The sequence below is a fragment of the Corynebacterium faecale genome (assembly GCF_030408735.1).
Classification (GTDB): Bacteria; Actinomycetota; Actinomycetes; order Mycobacteriales; family Mycobacteriaceae; genus Corynebacterium; species Corynebacterium faecale.
In genome coordinates this window covers 645216-664069 of sequence record NZ_CP047204.1, presented here as the reverse complement: position 1 = coordinate 664069, position 18854 = coordinate 645216, and the positions used below count along the sequence as shown (strand labels likewise).

At 61.4% G+C, this 18854-nt stretch carries 14 protein-coding genes; 8 read left to right on the top strand and 6 right to left on the bottom strand.

Annotation, left to right across the window (positions count from 1 at the left end; translation table 11 throughout):
- Positions 1–386: 386 nt before the first annotated feature.
- From CFAEC_RS03075 to CFAEC_RS03060, 4 genes are all read left to right on the top strand, one after another.
- On the top strand, positions 387–2000 hold the full coding sequence (locus CFAEC_RS03075) for an acyl-CoA carboxylase subunit beta (protein WP_290278713.1): 1614 nt from the start codon (positions 387–389) through the stop codon (positions 1998–2000).
- Between the two features lie 54 nt (positions 2001–2054).
- The gene (locus tag CFAEC_RS03070; protein ID WP_290278712.1) at positions 2055–2294 is read left to right on the top strand and encodes an acyl-CoA carboxylase subunit epsilon; all 240 of its coding nucleotides are present in this window, start codon (positions 2055–2057) and stop codon (positions 2292–2294) included.
- A gap of 74 nt (positions 2295–2368) precedes the next feature.
- Positions 2369–2962: a Maf family protein gene (locus tag CFAEC_RS03065; protein WP_290278711.1), complete on the top strand. Its 594-nt coding sequence runs from the start codon at positions 2369–2371 to the stop codon at positions 2960–2962.
- A 14-nt stretch (positions 2963–2976) separates the two neighbouring features.
- Positions 2977–3798, top strand: a complete 822-nt coding sequence (locus tag CFAEC_RS03060) for an endonuclease/exonuclease/phosphatase family protein (protein WP_290278709.1) — start codon at positions 2977–2979, stop codon at positions 3796–3798.
- A gap of 22 nt (positions 3799–3820) precedes the next feature.
- On the opposite strand, the gene CFAEC_RS03055 is transcribed toward CFAEC_RS03060, so the two are convergent.
- Complete coding sequence (locus CFAEC_RS03055) at positions 3821–5932, bottom strand: acyltransferase family protein (protein ID WP_290278708.1); 2112 nt, start codon at positions 5930–5932, stop codon at positions 3821–3823.
- Between the two features lie 75 nt (positions 5933–6007).
- Between CFAEC_RS03055 and CFAEC_RS03050 the strand changes: the two genes are divergently transcribed.
- Complete coding sequence (locus CFAEC_RS03050; protein ID WP_290278706.1) at positions 6008–6424, top strand: DUF3151 domain-containing protein; 417 nt, start codon at positions 6008–6010, stop codon at positions 6422–6424.
- A 76-nt stretch (positions 6425–6500) separates the two neighbouring features.
- Here CFAEC_RS03050 and CFAEC_RS03045 read toward each other — a convergent pair whose 3' ends face one another.
- Entirely contained in the window at positions 6501–7562 is a 1062-nt protein-coding gene (locus tag CFAEC_RS03045; protein ID WP_290279792.1) for a Cj0069 family protein, read from the bottom strand.
- A gap of 352 nt (positions 7563–7914) precedes the next feature.
- On the opposite strand from CFAEC_RS03045, the gene CFAEC_RS03040 reads away from it, so the two are divergent.
- From CFAEC_RS03040 to CFAEC_RS03030, 3 genes are all read left to right on the top strand, one after another.
- On the top strand, positions 7915–8808 hold the full coding sequence (locus CFAEC_RS03040; RefSeq protein ID WP_290278704.1) for a sulfurtransferase: 894 nt from the start codon (positions 7915–7917) through the stop codon (positions 8806–8808).
- Positions 8809–9075: 267 nt separating this feature from the next.
- Positions 9076–10851, top strand: a complete 1776-nt coding sequence (locus tag CFAEC_RS03035) for an acetyl/propionyl/methylcrotonyl-CoA carboxylase subunit alpha (protein WP_290278702.1) — start codon at positions 9076–9078, stop codon at positions 10849–10851.
- 95 nt (positions 10852–10946) lie between these two features.
- Positions 10947–11324, top strand: coding sequence for a hypothetical protein (locus tag CFAEC_RS03030; protein WP_290278700.1), 378 nt, complete (start codon positions 10947–10949; stop codon positions 11322–11324).
- Here CFAEC_RS03030 and CFAEC_RS03025 read toward each other — a convergent pair.
- The 4 genes from CFAEC_RS03025 to CFAEC_RS03010 all read right to left on the bottom strand — a co-directional run bounded on the left by CFAEC_RS03025 (position 11321) and on the right by CFAEC_RS03010 (position 18572).
- Entirely contained in the window at positions 11321–12469 is a 1149-nt protein-coding gene (locus tag CFAEC_RS03025) for a bifunctional 2-methylcitrate synthase/citrate synthase (protein ID WP_290278698.1), read from the bottom strand. The two genes, CFAEC_RS03030 and CFAEC_RS03025, sit on opposite strands and share 4 nt — an antisense overlap.
- An 18-nt stretch (positions 12470–12487) precedes the next feature.
- Positions 12488–13396 carry a methylisocitrate lyase gene (prpB, locus tag CFAEC_RS03020; RefSeq protein ID WP_290278697.1) on the bottom strand — a complete coding sequence of 303 codons (909 nt, stop codon included), beginning with the start codon at positions 13394–13396 and terminating at the stop codon, positions 12488–12490.
- Positions 13393–14901 carry a 2-methylcitrate dehydratase PrpD gene (gene prpD / locus CFAEC_RS03015; protein ID WP_290278695.1) on the bottom strand — a complete coding sequence of 503 codons (1509 nt, stop codon included), beginning with the start codon at positions 14899–14901 and terminating at the stop codon, positions 13393–13395. Before prpD ends, prpB begins: the two co-directional genes overlap by 4 nt.
- 251 nt (positions 14902–15152) lie before the next feature.
- The gene (locus CFAEC_RS03010; RefSeq protein WP_290278694.1) at positions 15153–18572 is read right to left on the bottom strand and encodes a pyruvate carboxylase; all 3420 of its coding nucleotides are present in this window, start codon (positions 18570–18572) and stop codon (positions 15153–15155) included.
- Positions 18573–18854 lie beyond the last annotated feature (282 nt).

Sequence of the window (18854 nt, the reverse complement as noted above, 5' to 3'; positions counted from 1 at the left end):
GTTGTGTGTGTGGGGCGGGCGTTCGCGATGTTCCCCGCGCTGTGCTTGTCGACGTACGGACAACGAACATGTATCCCCCATCTCCCCCTATCCCCTGGGGGGACCGGATCACACCGTGGTGAGCTGGGGAAATGGCGGAAAGTGAGAAGTCTGACTGGTGAAATGTGGGAAATACGGTGGCTAGTGAACTAGCATTCCGGTTAACGAAGGGTAAGAATCGCTTAACCGAGCGATATCCCAACCGGTCGTCCATTCATCCATCGCCACAATATTTTCCATCAGGGGTATCGGGTAACCGATAACACCACACCCATTGTGGCGTAAATTTCCGTGAACAAGTCCCAGCATTACTCACGAACGCACACCAGGATTTAGACTAAGAAACCATGACTGCAGCATTGACAGCACCTGATCTCACGACCACCGCCGGTAAATTGGCTGACCTCCGCGCACGCCTTTCTGAGGCACAGGCTCCCATGGGCCAGGCTTCAGTAGAGAAGGTTCACCAGGCGGGCAAGAAGACCGCCCGCGAGCGCATCGAATACCTGCTTGATGAAGGCTCCTTCGTCGAGGTCGACGCCCTCGCACGCCACCGCTCCAAAAACTTCGGCCTGGACGCCAAGCGTCCGGTCACCGATGGTGTTGTCACCGGTTACGGAACCATCGATGGCCGTAAGGTCTGCGTCTTCTCACAGGACGGCGCCGTCTTCGGCGGTGCACTTGGTGAGGTTTATGGCGAGAAGATCGTCAAGATCATGGACCTTGCCATCAAGACCGGTGTCCCACTGATCGGTATCAACGAGGGTGCCGGCGCACGTATCCAGGAGGGCGTTGTCTCCCTGGGCCTGTACTCACAGATCTTCTACCGCAACACCCAGGCTTCCGGTGTCATCCCACAGATCTCCCTGATCATGGGTGCCTGCGCCGGTGGCCACGTGTACTCCCCTGCCCTGACCGACTTCATCATCATGGTGGACAAGACCTCCAAGATGTTCATCACCGGCCCAGACGTGATCAAGACCGTCACCGGCGAAGAAGTCACCCAGGAGGAACTGGGCGGTGCATTCACCCACATGACCCAGTCCGGTACCTCCCACTACACCGCTGCGGATGATTCCGATGCTCTGGACTGGACCCGCGAGCTCGTGTCCTACCTGCCGTCCAACAACCGTGCGGAGACCCCGCGTGAGGACGCCGAGATCATGGTGGGATCCATCAAGGAGAACCTCACCGAGACCGATCTCGAGCTGGACACCCTGATTCCGGATTCCCCGAACCAGCCGTACGACATGAAGGATGTCATCACCCGCATCGTCGATGACGCCGAGTTCTTCGAGATCCAGGAAGCCTACGCAGAGAACATCCTCTGTGGCTTCGCCCGCGTTGAGGGTCGCGCCGTCGGAATTGTGGCGAACCAGCCGATGCAGTTCGCCGGCTGCCTGGACATCAAGGCATCCGAGAAGGCTGCCCGCTTCATCCGCACCTGCGATGCTTTCAACATCCCGATCATCGAGTTCGTGGACGTCCCAGGCTTCCTGCCCGGTACCAACCAGGAGTTCGACGGAATCATCCGCCGTGGCGCCAAGCTGCTCTACGCCTACGCTGAGGCAACCGTGGGTAAGATCACCGTGATCACCCGCAAGTCCTACGGTGGCGCCTACTGCGTCATGGGTTCCAAGGACATGGGCGCCGACCTGGTCTTCGCATGGCCGACCGCACAGATCGCCGTCATGGGCGCCTCCGGCGCCGTCGGCTTCATCTACCGCAACGAGCTCAAGAAGGCCCACGCCGCTGGCGATGATGTTGCCGCACTGATGAAGCAGTATGAAAAGGAGTACGAGGAGACCCTGGTCAACCCGTACATGGCTGCTGAGCGTGGTTACGTCGACGCCGTCATCCCACCATCAGAGACCCGTGGTCAGATCATCGAAGGTCTGCGACTGCTTGACCGCAAGGTGGTCAATGTCCCGGCCAAGAAGCACGGTAACATCCCGCTGTAATCTGCCCCCTTTTGGCAGGCAGACGTTCCACCCCGAATTTCTACAAGGAGAATCATGTCCGAAGAGACCACCACTGAGGCACCACAGAAGCCATTTCTTCAGGTTTTGTCCGGTAATCCGGATGCCAGCCAGGTGGCTGCCCTGACCGTCCTGTTTGCAGGTCTGGCCTCTTCGGCGGCAGCATCCCAGGACGCAGCCGAGAAGGATCGCAACAGTTGGGGAAGCCTGGAGGAGCGTCTGCAGCGCCCCACCACCTACAACCCCAACGCCTTCCAGAACGTGAGCTTCTTCTAGGGGTTTGTCTCTCCCACTAAGGCGCCGTGATCTGATCACGGCGCCTTAGTGCTTGCCTACTAGACTCGGATCCCATGCAGATCGTCCTTGCCTCCCAGTCCCCGTCCCGTCGCATGATCCTCCGCCAGGCTGGTGTGGAACCACGTGTCCAACCGGCCCATGTTGATGAGGATGCGATCATCCAGACACTTGCCGGGGCAACCCCGGAGGAGATCGTCACCGAATTGGCGTTAGCCAAGGCCCGCGCCATTGCACCTGACTTCCCGGAGGACGTGGTGATCGGCGGTGATTCCATGCTCCTGCTCAACGGTGAGCTGCAGGGCAAACCCCATACCCCGGAGGCGACGATCGAGCGGTGGCGGCAGCAACGGGGCCAGACGGCACACCTGATCACCGGACACGCAATTCTCCTCGGCACCCAGCAGGTCGTGGAGGCATCGAGCACCAGAATCCATTTCGCTGACGCCTCCGATGCCGACATCACCGCCTATGCCCACTCAGGCGAACCCCTTCAGTGCGCGGGTGCCTTCACCTTGGAGGCACTCGGCGGCTGGTTCATCGATTCCATTGAGGGGGATCCCTCCTCAGTGATCGGGTTGTCACTGCCCGTTGTCCGCAAGGCCCTCTACAGCTTCGGCTTGAACGCCAGCGACTTCTGGGCCAGCTGATGCTCCGGGGAATCGTGATTTCCCTTGCTCTGCTCTGGTTGCTCACACCGGTCATTCCCCTGGTGCATCCACTGATGATCGGGCTCCAGGCGACCGCATGGATCGCCGTGGTAATCCTGGTGCTGTTGATCCTGCCCGGGTGGAGGACACGCATCATCGCGGTGGTGGCTGTCCTGGGATTGATTGAGTTACCCCACCTGCGTACCCCACCGGAATCACCGCCGGAGGCGTCACGGGTGGTGGTGATGAACACCCAGTACCAGCGGACGGATCCCGACAAGCTGTCCGCCACCATCGCAGATCTCGGGCCCGATGTGGTCATCCTCGCCGAGACCACACGGGCAGAGGCGGATGCCGTGGCTTCGGCTTCTGATCTCACCGTCAGCGGCCCACCGATCAAGTCGGGCGGACGTGGTGTGGCAATCTTGATGCGGGAGGGAGCAAGGGTGAGACCGGAGCTGAAGGGTTCACTCCACCAGCTGCCGGTCGTCGAGAAGCAGGGTGTGACCGTGGTGGGTGTGCACACGGTGGCGCCGGTCAATGCGCGGCAGGCCGACTTCTGGCGTGCGGATTTTCAGCAGCTGAACAGCGTGGCTGAGAGAACCGGCCCGCTGATCATGGCCGGGGATTTCAATGCAGGTGTTCTCCACCCCACGATGCGTTCGCTCGGGTTGCGGGGTTGTGGCCCCGTGACACCGACGTGGCCGTCGTTCGCGGCGGTGATCCGGATTGATCACATCCTGGTCCGGGATGCCTCGTGTGGTGCCTCAGGTGCGTTCCGGGTGGCGGGAACCGATCATGTGGGGGTCTGGGCGGATGTGCTTATCAATCCTTAACATCAACCCTTGACATCAACCCTTAACGCAGCAGGATCCTGATCTGCTCCCAGAGCAGCGGCGCCAGGGACAGCGCATAGTCATCGGACATGTGGTTGCCGTCGCGGTAGACATAGATATTGCCGATCACCGGCGGGCAGAAATCATCGGTACAGAACCAGTTGGAGGTATCCACCGCCAGCATGTTGGGGCGCGCCGCGAGTTCAGCCGCAGCCGGATCCTCCGGGGAATAGATGACATCCCTGTCCAGTCCGCAGGCCACCAGGTCCTGTTCTTCATCGAAGCACTGCGACACCATCCACGGGGCACCGCCCTCCCGGATGAACCACGGATTATCCCGCAGACCCAGGAACGGGATGTTCAGCCCTCCGAGGAAGTCCCAGAAGGTCGGGTAGGAGGCCGGCACCTCATCAATACCACTGCCCTTCTCCAGGAGGGGGCGGGTGGAATTGGAGATCACCAGATCGGGCTGAACCTCAGCGAGGCGTCGGAGCATCTCCTCGTTGAACTGGGCGCATTCATCCGAGAAGATCCCGTCGAGGTCGTCCACGAACGCCGGGCAGGACTGACGGACCAGCGGGATCACCCGGAATCCGTGCTGTTTGCCCAGGGCATCAAGGGGCGCCATCCATTGCTCCGCATGGGAACCGCCCACCAGATACACCTGCCGCTCGGCCGCTATGTCACCGAAGGTGCAGAATTCCGGGTCATATCGATCCACGGCGAGTTCCCGTGGATCCTCACCGAACACGGACATGCAACCCTTGGCCCAGGCCGGTGAGACAGTGTCGGCGAGAATATAAGGGTCGGGTTGGGGTTCAGCCTCGGGTACGGCGACGCCGGCGAAGGCCAGGGCACCCGGGTAGATTCGGGGATCCAGGTTGGTGTCCTGGGATTCCAGCACACGGTTATGCAGGATCTGCGGGGTGCTGGTCATGGATAGTCCCACCACGGTCACCATCACTCCGGCCAGTGCACGCCAGCGGGCAGCCGGGTTACTGCGCAGCCCACTGATGGCCGCGGCACCCCGCGATTCACGGGATACCGGGCGTTTACCCCGCTGCTGAAGAGGCTTCTCCACAAACTTATTGGTCAGCCACGCCAACCCGACCGACACGGCGATCACGGCAGTTCCGAAAAGGACTGACACCTCATCGAGCTCAAAGTAAGCCATGCCCACGATGAGCAGGGGCCAGTGCCAAAGATAGAGCGGGTAGGCAATATCCCCGAGCCACCGCATGAACCTGGAGGACAGGAACACCGACACCCGGCCATCCCCGAGGATGATCAGGCAGGCACCGATCAGCGGATATAACGCAGGTGGGCCGGGGAAGGTCTGGGCCCCATCCAGGATCAAGCCGGTCGACAGCACCATGAACAGACCGACGAAACCGAAGATCTCGCGTGTTCTCGCCGACAGGATCACCTTCGGGGCGTACAGCACGAACAGCGCGCCCAGGCCCAGCTCCCAGAACCTGGTGAAGGTGGAATAGTAGTTCATCGGCTGATCAACGAAGTACCACAATAGTGCCAGGAAGAAGGACAGTGAGGTGAGTACCGCCAGCACCGGGGTGGCGATCCGCATGGCACTGATCTCCGGGCGGTAACGCCGGATGAGCACCACCGCGATGCTCAGTGCGATGGCGAACAGGTAGAACTGCCCCTGCACCGACATCGACCACAGGTGCTGGAAAGGACTCACCGCCGCGGAGGCCGCCCCGTAGTCAGCCCCCTGGCTCGCAAGCTCCCAGTTCTGGACATAGAAAAGACTGGCCACCACCTGATTGGCGATATGAAGTCGCTGCAGGCTGGGCACAAAAGCCAGCACCACCGCCATGGTGGCTCCGAGAACAAGCACCAGAGCAGGCAGGAGCCGCCGCAACGTGCGCCAGAACGGCCACCAGGGGTTGAGTGAGGCATTGTTCCGGTCGGCATAACGCAACTGGGAACCAAGGAAGAAATAGCCAGAGAGCAGCAGGAATACATCCACGCCACCGGATACACGGCCCACAAACACGTGGAAAATCACCACGAAGGCGATGGCGATGCCGCGCAGACCATCCAGATCAAAACGGTAGGAGGAACGGGGAACCTGAGGCAGCCTGGCCGCCTTTCGGGCAACATCCCTGTTCACTTCACAACCTCTTCCTTTGAGCATCTACAACTTCTTGATCTTCCCACATCCGATCAAATGGATAGGATGAGGGCCATGGTTCAAATTAACGATATGCTCGCGCCCCCACCTGTCAACCTGCCGGAGGATCCCGCATCCGGCGCGGATCCGACACAGACCGACACCGCTCTGCAGCACCCCGACAGCCCCCTCGTGTGGGCGGTGCGCGCAGAGGCAGCCCTGTCCTCGGCATCCACAGAGGAAGAGAAGATCACCGCCTACGCCTTCGCCCGGACAGGTTACCACCGCAGCCTCGACCGTCTGCGTGCCAACGGATGGAAGGGCTGGGGTCCTGTCCCTTACGACCACGCCCCCAACCAGGGTGTCCTCCGCGCGATCGCGTCCCTGGCGCGCGCTGCACAGCTGATCGGCGAGACCGATGAGTATGACCGCTGCCGCCAGATGCTCTCCGATGCAGATCCGGCGTCCGTGGCGATCCTGCTGGACAACTAAAAGACACGCTTATCGACGCCGCGCCTACCGCACATGGTGCGGTAGGCGCGGAGGGGTGCGTCGACAAGCGTTGTAGTTAGTGCCCTGCTGCGGTCTCCACACGCCGGATGGCTTCCTGCGCCACCAGCTGCTGGATGCCCATGTCCAACTCAGAGGTGAAACCGACGCAGGAGCAATTGATCTCACCGAGGACATATGTGTCGGTGCCGTCGGGTGCGGTATCGAGCATGAAGTCGGCGGTCCAGATCAGGGGGATGTTGTCACCACCGAGCTTCTCTGCGATGACCGGGCGGGCATCGGCGAACATGTCCACCAGGTCCTGCCAGTCCTCGGGCCGGTCATAGGTGTACTTGGCTCCGGAGAAAAGAGTCGCGGAGAAGTTGTCCTCGCCCTCGGCCGGCTTCTTGTGCACCACGAACACCGGGTGCGGTCCGACCAGGAGGATGCGGATCTCCCCTTCGACGATGCGCGGCATGAAGCGCATATCCACCAGCATGCCGTTATCACCGACGATGTACTGGTCACAGAAATCCATGAACTCACCCAACTGACGGATCTCCGTGTGGTTGTCCACCGCCTCGGTGCACTTGATTTCGGTATCCAGTGGAAGTGCGGTGCCGGGTTCCACGGAGGCGGCGAGCTTCTTGTCACGGATCTGCACACGCCAGATGCCGGTGCCGGTGGAGCCACGGTTCTGTTTGAGCACACGCTCACCATAAGACAACGAGGATGGGAAGGTCTGGTGGAAAGTCTCCACATCGTAGTAGGCGTGGGTGTCGGTGGGCACCAGATCCGTGGAGGACAACTTGACCAGCGCATCCTTTGCTCCATAGGCCATCATCTCCTCCGGGGTGGACATGCCCACCAGTCCGGCCTCGGACAGGCGGGTCAGGAGATCGAAATAACCCCGTTCACCACCTGGAATATTTCCCGGGTTCACGCGTGAGATATACCCGTCGAACCGTGCGGTGGCGTAGTCGATGATGTCCTCGGTCCACTCGGGACGGTAGTAGACCACCTCGGCCTGCCAGCCCATGGATCGGATGGATTCCACGACAGGCATGGTGTCCCGGCGGTGTCCATCCAGGTACTTGTCCGACCCGCCTTCGACTTCGAAAAAGACAATATTTCTGAACATGGTGGTGTATTTCACTTTCTCGAATGCTCCCCTGGCCGGCACGCGGCACCTGGGTGTGGCTGATCCGCGTGTCCCTGATGTGGGTTGCAACGACGCGGCCGGAAATGGGGAGGGCGGGAATCAACAGAATAGAAGAGGCGGACAACATGGGAAACCCTCACTGTGGGGTTGATTCACTTAAAACTCAGAAAGTCGGGTTTTCCCGTTGACATCAAAGAGAATAAAGCACGAACGATGAAGCGGCGGACTCAGGGATCACAGGAGTAATTAAGGACACAACCGGGTTGAACCAATATGCTGGGTAACGCAATACATCGAAGCTCCATCAAATCACGGAAGGCAGCGACCTCACATGGCAGCACCGTTCGACCCGTTCCCCCCGTTCCAGGACTACGCGCATCCCGAGAGGATCGTCTCCGCATCCTGGCTCTCCGCCCGACTGGGCTCACCGGGTCTTAAGGTTGTCGAGTCCAACGAGGATTCACTCCTGTACGACATCGGTCACCTTCCCGGAGCCGTCCGCATCGACTGGGACAAGGACCTCAATGATCCGGTGACCCGCGATTTCATCGATGGTCAGGCCTTCGCCGACCTGATGAACCGCAAGGGCATCCACCGCGATGACACCGTGGTTATCTACGGCGATAAATCCAACTGGTGGGCCGCGTTCACCCTCTGGGTTTTCGAACTCTTCGGCCATGCCGACGTCCGCCTCCTCAACGGTGGCCGCGATGCCTGGATGACGGAGGAACGCGACACCTCCTACGCCGTCCCCGATTACCCACCGACCAACTATCCGGTGGTTGAGCGTGTCGACGAAAAGCAGCGAGCCTTCGTGGCCGGGGTCCTGGACTCCCTCCAGACCCCTGGTGAAATGACGCTTGTCGACGTCCGCACCGTCAAGGAATACCGCGGCAGGGACGACCATGGCCAGACGGTCACCGGTGAGGGTGTGCTCCGCGGAGGACATATCCCCGGGGCTGTGCACCTCGACTGGGAACAGGCTGTCCTCCCGAACGGAAATTTCCGCAGTCGGAAGGAACTGGAGAAGATCTACGGTGATCTCAACCCGGCCGATGACACCGTGGTCTACTGCCGTGTCGGCGACCGCGCCGCCCACACCTGGTTCGTGCTGAAATTCCTCCTCGGTTTTGACAATGTCCGCAACTACGACGGTTCCTGGGCGGAATGGGGCAACATGGTCCGGATGCCGATCGTTCAGGGTGAGGAACCCGGTTCCCTCTGAAATCCTGTGGGATTAGGCAGGTGACCCCGGGGATAACCCCGGGGTCACTTTGCTTGGGAAATAACCATCCACTACCGTAATCCAGGGATGTTATTGGAGTCACAGGGTACACCTGAATCCTGTGTCTTTAACGTTGTTAGCGGTATTCGCTCATAGATCACCCGGCGAGTGTGCAAGAATATTGCTTATCGCAGAGACACCCGAATGAAATCAATTGACAACCGGGGGTGTCTTGTTGTGAAGAAAATCAAAACCAGGAGGGTTTTAGTGTCAGTCGAGACCAGGAAGATCACCAAGGTACTTGTAGCTAACCGTGGTGAAATCGCAATTCGCGTGTTCCGCGCAGCTCGCGATGAAGGTATCGCTTCCGTTGCTGTATACGCAGAGCCGGATGCAGACGCACCATTCGTTGACTATGCAGATGAGGCCTTCGCCCTCGGTGGCCAGACTTCCGCAGAGTCCTACCTCGTCATTGATAAAATCATTGACGCTGCCCGCAAGTCCGGTGCAGATGCAATCCACCCAGGCTACGGCTTCCTCGCAGAGAACGCTGATTTCGCCGAGGCTGTCATCAACGAGGGCCTGATCTGGATCGGCCCATCACCGGAGTCCATCCGCTCCCTCGGTGATAAGGTCACCGCACGCCACATCGCGCATGTCGCCGATGCGCCAATGGTGCCCGGCACCAAGGAGCCGGTCAAGGACGCCACTGAGGTTGTCGCCTTCGCCGAGGAGTTCGGTCTCCCGATCGCCATCAAGGCTGCCTTCGGTGGCGGCGGACGTGGCATGAAGGTTGCCTACAAGATGGAAGAGGTCGCTGACCTCTTCGAGTCCGCAACCCGTGAGGCAGTCTCTGCCTTCGGTCGCGGCGAGTGCTTCGTTGAGCGTTACCTGGATAAGGCACGCCACGTTGAGGCGCAGGTCATCGCCGATAAGCACGGCAACGTGGTTGTCGCAGGCACCCGTGACTGCTCTCTTCAGCGTCGTTTCCAGAAGCTCGTGGAAGAAGCCCCAGCCCCATTCCTCACCGATGAGCAGCGCGAGCGCATCCACTCCTCCGCAAAGGACATCTGCCGCGAGGCTGGCTACTACGGTGCCGGCACCGTGGAGTACCTGGTTGGCTCCGACGGACTGATCTCCTTCCTCGAGGTCAACACCCGCCTGCAGGTGGAGCACCCGGTCACCGAGGAGACCACCGGTCTCGACCTGGTCCGTGAGATGTTCCGCATCGCCGAGGGCGCAGAGCTGTCCATCAAGGAAGACCCGGCTCCACGTGGTCACTCCTTCGAGTTCCGCATCAACGGTGAGGACGCAGGCTCCAACTTCATGCCTGCACCGGGCAAGATCACCAAGTACCGCGAGCCATCAGGCCCGGGTGTCCGCATGGACTCCGGCGTTGTCGAAGGCTCCGAGATCTCCGGACAGTTCGACTCCATGCTGGCCAAGCTCATTGTCTGGGGACAGACCCGTGAGCAGGCACTCGAGCGTTCCCGTCGTGCACTCGGCGAGTACATCGTCGAAGGCATGCCGACCGTCATCCCATTCCACTCCCACATCGTGTCCAACCCGGCATTCGTGGGCAACGAGGACGGCTTCGAGATCTACACCAAGTGGATCGAAGAGGTCTGGGACAACCCGATCGAGCCATTCGTCGACGCCGCTGAGCTTGACGACGAAGAGAAGACCCCAGCGCAGAAGGTCATCGTTGAAATCGACGGCCGTCGCGTCGAGGTTGCCCTCCCAGGCGATCTGGCACTCGGTGGCGGCGCAGGTGCTGCCAAGAAGAAGGCTAAGAAGCGTCGCGCAGGCGGCGCCAAGGCTGGCGTCTCCGGTGATTCTGTCGCAGCTCCGATGCAGGGCACCGTGATCAAGGTCAACGTCGAGGAAGGCGCTGAGGTTGCTGAAGGCGACACCGTCGTCGTTCTCGAGGCCATGAAGATGGAGAACCCCGTCAAGGCTCACAAGTCCGGTACCGTCACCGGCCTGACCATCGCCGCTGGCGAGGGTGTAACCAAGGGCCAGGTCCTCCTGGACATCAAGTAACACTCCCCCTCTTATTTGAGTTGAAGCACCCACATCCATGTGGGTGCTTCACTCGTTTCACCCACTCACATCCCTCCGGTTGAAGGACACTGCTCATGGAACCCATGGATATCAATGGCGGGCGCTTCTATGCCCGGAAACTCACCGCAGATGACCGCATCAACGACGTGCCTGCCCTGGCTGCGGCACTGGGCAAAACAGTGACTGAGGATGATGTGACCCGCAGCCATCAGGCATGGGTTGAAGGCACCGAGTACACGTGGGCTATCTGCGAGCAGACCAATGTGGACATGCTGGCGCTGGCCCGCCTCAACCCCGGGGCTTCCACCCTGGAGATCATCCCTGTTGGCGATCTGGATACTCCGGTGCCCAATGATCCGATGCTCACCCCGGTCACCATCGCTGATGCGGTGGCACAGGGTGGGGCCACCATCCGCCGGTGGGCTTCTGGGTTCCTGGGGCTCAGCGTCTAGCGCTGTTCAATCGGCACCACCTCACGTTGTTCCACACCGCTGTAGGCGGCCAGGGGTCGGATCAGCGAGTTGTTCTCATGCTGCTCCACAATGTGGGCTGTCCATCCCGCCAGGCGCGCCAGGACGAAGAGCGGGGTGAAGAAGTCCACGGGGAAACCCAGGATGTAGTACGCGGGTCCGGCTGGGAAATCCAGATTGGGTTTGATGCCGGTGCGGTCCTCCATCACCTGCTGCATCTCCTCGTACATGTGGACCCATTTCGAGGCCCGGTGGCGCACCGCCAGGGCCCGCATGGATTTCTCCATGGAGGGCACCCGGCTGTCGCCGCTCTTGTACACACGGTGGCCGAACCCCATGATCAGGTCCTTGTTATCCAGGGCCGTGTTCACCCACTCTCCTGCCTTGGTGGGATCGTTGATCTTCAGCATGGTGTGCATGACAAACTCATTGGCACCACCGTGCAGGGGTCCCTTCAAAGCTCCGATGGCTCCGGCGATCGCCGAATACGCATCGGAGCGTGTGGAGGTGATCACCCGGGAGGTGAACGTGGAGGCGTTGAACGAGTGCTCGGCGTACAGGATGAGGGATCGTTCGAAGTCACGCACATCCTCCGGGTTGTTGGCCACCGAACCATGGTCATTACCGAACACCATGGACAGGAAGTTCTCGGCGATACCCTTGTCAGGGTTCGGGGCGATGATGTCATCTTCACGGCGGCGGCGGATATCCATGGCCACCACCATCGGCAGCTGCGCCAGGAGGTTATGGCCGATGCGCAGCACATGATCTGAGCCGGTGGTGAAGGGTTCGGGATCCTTGGTGCCCATATAGGACACGGCGGTGCGCAGCACATCCATCGGATGGCAGTCCCTCGGGAGCGAATGGATCAGGGAGATCAATCCCGCATCCAGGGAGCGGTAGGACCTACCCCGGGTGTTGAACTCCCGCAGTTGGTCGGCGGTGGGCAGCTCACCGTTCCACAGCAGGTAGATCACCTCTTCGAAGGTGCAGTTCTCCACCAGGTCCTGCACGGCATAACCGCGGTAGGTCAGGGAGTTGGTCTCGGGCATGACTTTGGAAATGGCCGTGTAGTCAGAGACCACCCCGTAGAGCCCTTTGCGGACCTCCACGTTCTTGTCATTCATCTCGGGGTTTCCTTCCTGTCAGGTTTTCGGACGGTAGGTAAAGAGGTTCTGGTCGAAGACGTTGAATTCTTCATAACGCACCAGTTCATAGAGGCGGCTGCGGTGCTGCATGCGGTCAAGCCAGCCGGCCTGGGTGCCGGAATCCGCCAGTTCCCACAGGGCCTGTTCGACGTGGCCCATGGCGATGCGCAGTGTGGTCACGGGGTAGATCACCGCGTTGTAGCCGATGTCCTGGAGCTCCCAGGCGGAGAGCAATTCGGTTTTCCCGAATTCGGTCATGTTGGCCAGCAGGGGGATATCCGGAACGGCGTGGCGGAATCGTTCGAAGTCCTCGCGGGTGTGCAGGGCTTCGGGGAAGATGACATCAGCGCCGGCTGCCGCATACTCGTGGGCCCTGTCAATGGCATCACCGATGCCCTCAACCCCAGCGGCGTCGGTGCGGGCGCAGATGACAAAGTCGGGGTCTCTACGGGCCGATACGGCTGCCCCGATTCTGCGCACCATCTGCTCGGTGGACACTACTTCCTTCCCGTCGAGGTGCCCGCAGCGTTTGGGGTTGACCTGGTCTTCCAATTGGCATCCGGCCACCCCGGCGTCCTCGAGTTCGCTGACCGTGCGGGCGGCGTTCATGGGTTCACCGAAGCCGGTGTCGGCATCAACGAGCACGGGCAGGTCGGTGGCGCGTGCGATCTGTCGGGCGCGTGCAGCCACCTCGGTCAGCGTGGTCAGTCCGATATCCGGGAGGGCGAGGTCGGCGGCGACCACAGCGCCGCTGACGTAGACCCCCTCGAAACCGGCTTCCTGGATGCTGCGCGCAACCAGGGGCGAGAAGGCTCCCGGGAGCCTCAGGATGGGTGCGGCGTGCAGCGCCGCACGGAGTGCTTTTCGACGCTCCGACGGCGTCGCATCCGTTGAGAACATGGTCATAGCAGGCCCTTTCCGATTGTTGGGGCGGTGACCAGGGTGGCGTCGTCAAGCTCAATGTTGAGAGCGCTGAGGTCAGCCAACCCGGGCAATGCCTGGGCGGCGTCGAGAAAACGGTCCTGTTCCGCCTGTGGCACGAAGCCGTGTGCCAGCGTGTGGAATTTTTCAATGTACTGTTCGCGCGCAAACGGGCGTGCCCCGAAAGGGTGCGCATCAGCCACGGCAAGCTCCCCCTCGATCACCTCACCGTTGTGCATAGTGATCACCGCCCTCGCGCCGAAGGCCTTCTCTTCGGGGTCAGTCGCGTGATAACGGCGCGTCCAGGCGGGATCCTCCACCGTCGAGATCTTCTCCCAGAGGGTAACGGTGTCGGGGCGGGTGGCGCGTTTGCGGGAATAGGAATGTTCGTGGTGCCACACGCCGTCCTCCAACGCCACGGCGAAGATATACATGATGGAGTGGTCGAGGGTCTCGCGGGAGGCCTGCGGATCCATCTTCTGCGGATCATTCGCGCCTGTGCCGATCACATGGTGGGTGTGGTGGCTGGTGTGTAGGACAATAGAGGCCACCTCGTTGATGCCGCCTGCCGCGTCCACCTGCGGTTTGAGATGACGGGCCAGATCGATCGCGGCCTGGGACTGGTATTCGGCGGAGTGTTCCTTGGTATAGGTGTCCAGGATGCCCCGCTTGGCCTCACCCGGTTCCGGCAGGGGCACGTGATAGGTATGGTCCTTCCCCGACAGCAGCCAGGCTATCACGCCGTCCTCGCCCTCCCAGATCGGCGCGGGTGCCCCCTCTCCCCGCATGGCCCGGTCCACGGACTCGATGGCCATCTTCCCGGCGAAAGCCGGGGCGAAGGCCTTCCAGGAGGAAATCTCCCCCTTGCGGGACTGCCGGGTGGCGGTGGTGGTGTGTAGTGCCTGCCCGATCGCCTGGTAGATCACCTCCGGGGGAAGATTCAGCAGGGTGCCCAGGCCCGCAGCTGCGGCGGGACCAAGGTGTGCCACGTGATCAATCTTGTGTTCATGCAGGCAGATGCCCCGAACCAGATCCACGTGGATCTCATAGGCGGTGGCCAGCGCCCGGATGAGGTCGGTACCGGTGGACTGCTGCGCCTGGGCGACTGCCAGGATCGGCGGGATATTGTCCCCCGGATGGGAGTAGTCCGCGGCGAGGAAGGTGTCATGGAAATCCAGTTCGCGCACCGCGGTGCCATTGGCCCACGCCGCCCATTCCGGTGAATAACGGCCCCCGATGCCGAACACCGTCGCGCCTTTTTCGGTGCGGGGGTGGGCCTGTGCCTGGGCGCGCGCCGTGGTCACCGGCCGCCGCAGGATGGAGGCCACCGCCACGGCTGCGTTATCAATGATCCTGTTGATGATCATCTCCTGCACCTCAGGGAGCACCTCCACCGGATCAACCGCCACCTGTGCGATCTTCCATGCCAGGTGTTCCTCGACGGGAAAGGCGTCTGCAGAAGGGTGGGTTCGGACTTCATGGATATGCATGGGGGCTCCCGGGCTGGTCTCATAAAGACCTCAAGGGGCAGTACCTCACGATCATTTCCCCTGCCCTTGAGGGTGGTGAAATTAGTTATTGTCCTCCCTCCACCCTATGCCCAAATTGTGTCACAAGCCACACCCTGGGCAGGTATTCCCGGAAGGCCCCAGCCCAGGGGGAAAGGCAGAAAAAGGACACGCCGGTTGAGGGATAGCAACCCTCAACCGGCGTGTCCTAAGGCAGGTGGTGAACCCGGTGTTTAGGAGATGACCACGATCAGGTCCCCACCTTCCACCTTGGTGGCGGCAGGGACAACCACGCGGTCGATGACTCCATCAACAGAGGCGGTGATGGTGGCTTCCATCTTCATGGCCTCGATGATGGCCACGGCATCGCCGGCCTTGACCTCATCGCCCTCGGCGACGGTCACGGTGACCACACCGGCGAACGGTGCCGCGACATGGCCCTTGTTGGTGGTGTCGGCCTTCTCCGCAGTGGCGGTGACGGACTCGACGGAACGGTCACGGACACGGATCGGACGGATCTGGCCGTTGACGTTGACCACCACGTTGCGCATGCCCTTGTCATCTGGCTCGGACACCGCATCCAGGCGGACCACCATCGGGGTGCTCTGGTGTGGCAGACGGATCAGCTCCTCCCGTCCTTCCTTCAACCCGTAGAAGAACTCACGGTCATCCAGTGCGGAGGTGTTACCGAAACGACGGCGGTGCTCGAGGAACTCCTCGGTCGGCTTCGGGAACAGCAGACGGTTGAGGGTGCCACGACGCTCGGCGGAATCATCGGAGTCCAGGTGTGCCTGCTCATGCGCTGGAATCTCCGCCAGGGGTGCCTTGCCTTCAGAGCGCCCTTCGAGTGCGCGGGTGCGCAGGGGCTCAGGCCAACCACCGGGAGGGGTGCCCAGCTCACCGCGGAGGAAGGCGATGACGGAATCGGGGATGTCGTACTTCTGCGGATCGGCGGCGAAGTCCTCCGGGCTCACACCGGCGCCGACGAGGTGCAGGGCCAGGTCACCGACCACCTTGGAAGACGGGGTGACCTTGGTCGGGCGGCCCAGCATCTCATTGACGGCCGCGTAGTAATCCTCGATGAGTTCAAAGCGGTCGGATAGCCCGAGCGCCACAGCCTGGGCCCGCAGGTTCGACAGCTGACCACCGGGGATCTCATGGCGGTAGACACGGCCGGTCGGCCCGGGAGTGCCGGCCTCGAAGGGTAGATACAGGCCACGCACGGCTTCCCAGTACGGCTCCAGGTCGGACACGGCCTCCAGGTTCAGGCCGGTATCGCGTCGGGTGTGGGCGAAGGCAGCCACCAGCGCGGACATGGACGGCTGGGAGGTGGTGCCGGACAGCGGTGCTGATGCGGCATCCACGGCATCCGCCCCGGCGTTGGCGGCAGCGAGGTAGGTGGCCAGCTGACCACCGGCGGTGTCATGGGTATGCACATGCACCGGCAGATCGAACTCGCGACGCAATGCCGTGACCAGCTTGGTGGCTGCCGCAGGACGCAGCAGTCCCGCCATGTCCTTAATCGCCAGGATGTGGGCTCCGGAATCCACGATCTGCTCGGCCAGCTTGAGGTAGTAATCCAGGGTGTAGAGCTTCTCACCCGGGTTGGACATGTCACCGGAATACGCCATGGCCACCTCGGCCACGGTGGTGCCGGTTTCCAGGACGGCCTCGATCGCGGGGCGCATCTGGGAGACGTCGTTAAGCGCATCAAAGATGCGGAAGATGTCCACGCCGGACTTGGCTGCCTCCTGCACAAACGCACGGCAGACGGAATCCGGGTACGGGGTGTAGCCAACAGTGTTGCGACCGCGCAGCAGCATCTGGATGTTCACGTTCGGCATCGCCTCACGCAGCTCATCCAGGCGTGCCCACGGATCCTCGAAGAGGAAACGCATGGCCACATCATAGGTGGCACCGCCCCAGGCCTCCACCGACAACAGCTCAGGTGTGAGCTTTGCGACGGCGCGCGCCGCAGGGGTCAGCGCGTAGGAGCGGATGCGGGTGGCCAGAAGTGACTGGTGTGCATCACGGAAAGTGGTGTCGGTGACCGCCAGGGCATCCTGTTCACGCAGGTCACGAGCAAAAGCCTCCGGGCCGAGCTGCTTCAACCGGTCACGGGAGCCACGCGGCAGTGGGATCTGATCCACCTCCGGCAGCTTCTCGATGGGACGCACCGTGTTCGGGCGCTCGCCATGAGGCTTGTTCACGGTGATATCGGCCAGGTAGTCCAGGATGCGGCCCTGTTCATCATCAGCCGGCGGCGCCTGCAGCAGGTGCTGGTGGGAGCCGATGAACCCGGTATCGATGCGCTTGGTGGTGAAGTCATCCTCGCGCAGCAGCGCACGCAGGAAACCGATGTTGGTGGCCACACCGGAGACATTGAACTCAGCCAGCGCACGTTGGGCACGCGCCACGGCGGTCTCGAAGTCGGAACCACGACAGGTCATCTTCACCAGCATGGAATCAAAGTGCGCACTGATCTCCCCGCCGAGCTGGGCGGCGCCGTCAAGTCGGACACCTGCACCACCCGGGGACCGGTAGGAGGTGATGGTGCCGGTATCAGGCCGGAAGTTATTGGATGGATCCTCGGTGGTGATACGGCACTGGAGTGCTGCACCATGGGTGGTGATCTTATCCTGGGTCAGACCCAGTTCCTTCAGGGTGGAACCGGCGGCCAGACGCATCTGCGCCTTGACCAGGTCCACCTCGGTGACCTCCTCGGTCACGGTGTGCTCGACCTGGATGCGGGGATTCATCTCGATGAAGACATGGTTTCCGGCCTCATCGACGAGGAACTCCACGGTGCCCGCACCCTGGTAACCGATCGCCTTGCAGAACTTCACGGCATCGGCGCAGATGCGGTCACGCAGCTCAGGGTCCAGGTGCTGGGCCGGGGCGATCTCCACCACCTTCTGGTGGCGGCGCTGGAGGGAGCAGTCACGCTCGTACAGGTGGACCACGTCTCCGGTGTGATCACCGAGGATCTGCACCTCAATGTGCTGGGGCTTGATCACCGCACGTTCGACATAGACGGCGCCATCGCCGAAAGCGGCGGCAGCTTCGCGGGACGCCTCCTTGGCCAGCTTGCGCAGGTCCTCGGGCTTTTCGACGAACCGCATACCGCGTCCGCCACCACCGGCAACAGCCTTGACAAAGATCGGGTAGGTCTGCCCTTCAGCGCTTGCCACGATCTCATCGATGTCAGTGCTCGGGGTCGACTCCGCCAGTACCGGAAGGCCGGCATTCTTGGCTGCGGACACCGCCTTGGATTTATCGCCCGTCAGATCCAAAACATCCGGGGTCGGGCCGATGAAGGTGATGCCATTTTCTGCGCATTCACGCGCAAGCTGGGCGTTTTCGGAAAGGAAGCCGTAACCGGGGTAGATGGCATCAGCTTTCACCTGCCTTGCGGCATCGATGATCTCATCGATATCGAGGTACGCCTTGACCGGCGACCCCTCGGTTCCAATCCGCACCGCTTCGGAGGCAAAGGAGCGGTGGAAGGAACTGCGGTCCTCCACAGGATAAATGGCCACTGTTGCGGCGCCGGTTTCATAGGCAGCACGGAATGCACGCACCGCGATTTCGCCTCGGTTGGCCACCAGAATCTTTTTGAACGCAGGCAGCGTGGAGGGAGCTGTTGTTACCACTGTTTTCTGTTCCTTTCGACAAGCAACCGCCTTGGGGGTGATGGCAGTCACTCTTTTTTAAACATCGTAACGGCACAACCTGGAAACTATGCATCAAGTTCCGTTTTAATCTTTTTTCACTGTGGGCCATCTCTCACCACCTGCGGATTCCCATTCAGTGAGACGTGAAATTATCCCCCCGAGGGCAACCCCACCACGGAGGGCTGGCACGTGGCGGGGGCATTAGACCCTGACCCGTCTGCCATCACTTAACTCACAGAAAAGCACTCCACCTGCACCCAT